At 75.2% G+C, this 3,806-nt stretch carries 6 protein-coding genes; 3 read left to right on the top strand and 3 right to left on the bottom strand.

The features are described 5' to 3' along the window. A partial coding sequence (locus AA75_RS29785) for an ABC transporter permease (protein ID WP_033823402.1) occupies positions 1–660 on the top strand: 660 nt, incomplete at its 5' end. A 56-nt stretch (positions 661–716) separates the two neighbouring features. Here the strand turns inward: AA75_RS29785 and AA75_RS29780 are convergent. The 3 genes from AA75_RS29780 to rpmG form a co-directional block, all read right to left on the bottom strand. After that, positions 717–1,565 (bottom strand): EamA family transporter, encoded by an 849-nt coding sequence (locus tag AA75_RS29780; RefSeq protein WP_033823401.1) that lies wholly within the window; start codon positions 1,563–1,565, stop codon positions 717–719. A gap of 303 nt (positions 1,566–1,868) precedes the next feature. After that, positions 1,869–2,114 carry a type B 50S ribosomal protein L31 gene (locus tag AA75_RS29775; protein ID WP_033823400.1) on the bottom strand — a complete coding sequence of 82 codons (246 nt, stop codon included), beginning with the start codon at positions 2,112–2,114 and terminating at the stop codon, positions 1,869–1,871. 65 nt (positions 2,115–2,179) lie between these two features. Next, the gene (gene rpmG, locus AA75_RS29770) at positions 2,180–2,344 is read right to left on the bottom strand and encodes a 50S ribosomal protein L33 (RefSeq protein WP_051813707.1); all 165 of its coding nucleotides are present in this window, start codon (positions 2,342–2,344) and stop codon (positions 2,180–2,182) included. 151 nt (positions 2,345–2,495) lie between these two features. On the opposite strand from rpmG, the gene AA75_RS29765 reads away from it, so the two are divergent. Next, positions 2,496–3,023 (top strand): PadR family transcriptional regulator, encoded by a 528-nt coding sequence (locus AA75_RS29765; protein WP_033823399.1) that lies wholly within the window; start codon positions 2,496–2,498, stop codon positions 3,021–3,023. Then, complete coding sequence (locus AA75_RS29760) at positions 3,020–3,799, top strand: ABC transporter ATP-binding protein (RefSeq protein WP_082526918.1); 780 nt, start codon at positions 3,020–3,022, stop codon at positions 3,797–3,799. The genes AA75_RS29765 and AA75_RS29760 overlap by 4 nt, the downstream gene beginning before the upstream one ends. Positions 3,800–3,806 lie beyond the last annotated feature (7 nt).

Here is a 3,806-nt window from a genome sequence, read left to right as displayed (position 1 = left end):
ACCGCCGACCCGGCCACCGGGCCCGGGGCCGAGCTCGCGGTGTTCCTGCTCAGCGGGACCGTGCTGTGGCACCTGGTGCACCAGACCCAGATCTCGCTGGCCACCGGTTTCCTGGAGGAGACCTGGTCGCGCAACGTCCTCGGTCTGCTCACCACCCCGCTGAAGGGCTGGGAGTACCTCGCCGGGGTCGGCCTGTTCGCCCTGCTGCGGACGGCGCTGAGCACCACCGCCGTCGCCGGGCTGGCGTTCGCCGCCTACGCCTTCGACGTCACCGCGCTCGGCCTCGGGCTGGTCCCGGTCGCCGCGCTGCTGCTCGCCTGCGGCTGGGCGGTCGCGCTGACCGTGGTCGGCCTGGTCCTGCGGTACGGCAGCGGTGCCGAGGCGCTGGTCTGGGGCGCGCTGTCGGTGGTCATGCCGCTGTCCGGCGTCTTCTACCCGGTGGCCACCCTGCCGGCGCCGCTGCGCCCGGTCGCCGAGGTGCTGCCGACCACCCACGTGTTCGCGGCGGGCCGCGCCCTCGCGGCCGGACACGCCATGCCCTGGCGGGAGTTGGCGCTGGCGGCCGGCGGGACGGCGGTGGTGCTGGCGGCCGGACTCCTCGCACTCGGCCGGCTGCTCCGCTCGTTCCGCCGCCGCGGCCTGGTCACCCGCTACTCCTGACGTACGCCGTGCGGCCTGACGTACGCCGTGCGGGCCCCGGGCCGATTTCCCCGGGCCTACCCGCCGGCCGCGAGCAGCAGGGTGCCGAGGACCGCGAGTCCCGCGCCGAGCAGTTGGACCCGCAGCAGCCGCTCCTTGAGCAGCCCGCGCGCCATCAGCGCGGTGACCACGGGATACAGCGAGGCCAGCACCGCCGCCACCGCCTGCGAGCCGGCGTTGGCGGCGGTGGCGTACATCCCGTTGGCGGCGACGTCGGCGAGGCCGACGGCGGCGAGGACGGGCAGACTGCGGGCGGCGGCCGCCAGCCGGGCGGGCCGCCGCCGGGAGGCGCGCAGCAGCAGGCAGCCACCGACCAGCGCGTTGCAGCCGCGCAGGACGAACAGGGTGAGCAGCAGTCCGGCGCCGCCCGCGGCGTGGGCGCTCAGGGTGAGGACGGTGCCGAAGCCGAGTGCCGCGCCGAGGGCCAGCAGGACGGCCCGGCGGCCGACCGCCTGCCCGCCGCGTTTCGGGCCGCCGGCCAGGGCCACCCCGGCGACGGCCACGGCGATGCCCGCGCTCTGGGCGAGCCCGGGCCGTTCGCCGAGCGCCAGCCCGACGCCGACCGGTACCGCCACCCCGACGGTGGCCAGCGGCGAGACCACGCCCATCGGCCCGAGCGCCAGCGCGCGGTAGAACGCCAGCAGCGCGAACGGTCCGACCACGCCGCCCGCCACCGCGAACCAGAGCACCGCCGAGCCGCCGGACCAGCCGCCGGTGGCCGTCACCGCCACCGCGAGCAGGGTGGCGGCGGCGCTCTGCGACACGACCACCACCGTCAGGGCGGGCAGCCGCCGGGTGATCGCGCCGCCGCCGTAGTCCGCCACGCCCCACAGCAGGCTGGCGGTGAGCGCGAACACGGCGCTCATCCGGTCGTCCCGTTCGGCACGGCGGCCTCCGCGGCTCGGTGGTGCTGGGCTCGGCACGGTCGCGCCGGGCCGGGCGGTACCCGGGGCGCGGGGGCGTGCCGGGCTGCCCGGCGTGGGCGGGCCCGGAGCGGGAGCGTAGTTGAGCCCGGTGGACCACGGCATCGATTTCCGGTCAACAAGGCTCCGCCCAGGGAGAGTTGACCAATTCCCGGCCGGTCCCGCGGCCGCTCCCGGCCGCCTGCCCCCGAACAGCGGACTGCCCCGCCACCCGGGGTGCGGGTGGCGGGGCAGCCGGCTGCCCGGTCAGGACAGGCCGTAGCGGCGCCGGTAGAGCTCGACCCGTCCGGCGGTGTCCAGCACCCGGGCCTTGCCGGTGTACACCGGGTGGGTGGCCGAGGAGGTCTCGACGTCGACGACGGGGTAGCTGCGGCCGTCCTCCCACTCGACGGTCCGGTCGCTGCTGAGCGTCGAGCGGGTGAGGAAGGCGAACTCGCCGGTGCGGTCGCGGAAGACCACGGGGCGGTACTCGGGGTGGATGGCGTGCTTCATCTCTCGCATCTCCTCTGCTGGCGTACGGGTGTGCTGCCGGGCGGGTCCCGCCGCGCGGGGCCGGGTCAGCGCTGTTCGCGGAAGACCACGTGCGCCCCGGCGACCGGGTCGAACTTGCGGATCTCCAGCCGGTCCGGGTCGTTGCGGCGGCTCTTGCGGGTCACGTAGGTGTAGCCGGTGCCGGCCGTCGACCGCAGGGTGACGATCGGGCGCAGGTCGCTGCGGGCCATCGGATCCTCCTCAAGGTGGCAATGGAAGTCATTGTCATGGCATCACAACCGGCACCCCCGGGGATTCATTCCCGGTCCGCCGCGTGGACCCGGAACTCCTTCGGCGGGGCGCTATGCACTCGGTGTATACCTGCGGGGTATAGTCGCCGTCATGTCACTCGGACACACCATCCTCGGGCTCCTCGAGTCCCACCCCAGCCACGGCTACGACCTCAAACGCGCCTACGACGACAGGTTCGGCCGCACCCGCTCGCTCGCCTACGGCCAGGTCTACTCGACCCTGTCGCGGCTGCTGAAGAACGGCCTGGTCGAGGTCGAGGGCGTGGAGCCCGGCGACGGCCCCGAGCGCAAGCGGTACGCCATCACCGAGGCGGGCGTGACCGACGTCGCCGACTGGCTCGCCCGGCCGGAGAGCCCGGAGCCGTACCTGCAGAACACCCTGTACACCAAGGTCGTGCTGGCCGTGCTGACCGGCCGCCGGCCGTACGAGGTGCTGGACGTGCAGCGCGCCGAGCACCTGCGGCAGATGCGTGAGCTGACCCGCCGCAAGGCCACCGGGGACCTCGCCGACCAGCTGATCTGCGACCACGCGCTGTTCCACCTGGAGGCGGACCTGCGCTGGCTGGAGCTGACCGGCGCCCGCCTGGACGAGCTGGCCCGGGAGGTGGGCGAGCGATGAGCGTCTCACCCGTCGAAGCCGCCGACGAACACACCGACGAACTCGCCGACCACCGCGCCGACCACCGCTCCGGGCCCGCCGAGCAGCCCCCGGGCCGCCCCGGCGCGCTGCTCACCGCCACCGGCCTGGTCAAGAGGTACGGACCGACCAGCGCACTGGACGGCGTCACCCTCTCCCTGATGCCGGGCGAACTGCTCGCCGTGATGGGCGCGTCCGGCTCCGGGAAGTCCACCCTGCTGCAGTGCCTGGCCGGGATCGTCCGCCCGGACGCGGGGACGGTCACCTACCGCGGCCAGGACCTCGCCGACCTCTCGGACTCCCGGCTGAGCGCGCTGCGCCGCACCGACTTCGGCTTCCTGTTCCAGTTCGGCCAGCTCGTCCCCGAACTGTCCTGCCTGGAGAACGTCGCGCTGCCGCTGCGGCTGAACGGCGTGCGCCGCCGGGTGGCCGAGGCGCACGCCCGGACCTGGCTCGACCAGCTGGAGGTCGGCGACACCGCCGCCCAGCGGCCCGGCGAGATATCCGGCGGCCAGGGCCAGCGGGTGGCGGTCGCCCGGGCGCTGGTCACCGCCCCGCGGGTGGTCTTCGCCGACGAGCCGACCGGCGCGCTCGACTCGCTCAACGGCGAGCGCGTGCTGCAACTGCTGCGGGCCGCCGTCCAGGAGTCCGGTGCCGCCGTGGTGCTGGTCACCCACGAACCCCGGGTCGCCGCCTACACCGACCGCGAGGTGGTCCTGCGCGACGGCCGCACCGGCGGCCGGGAGGCGCGCCGGTGACCCGCCG

Source organism: Kitasatospora sp. MBT63, from assembly GCF_000710465.2.
GTDB lineage: Bacteria > Actinomycetota > Actinomycetes > Streptomycetales > Streptomycetaceae > Kitasatospora.
Note: the sequence above shows the minus strand (reverse complement) of the source record. Positions and strands in the feature narration are given on the sequence as shown.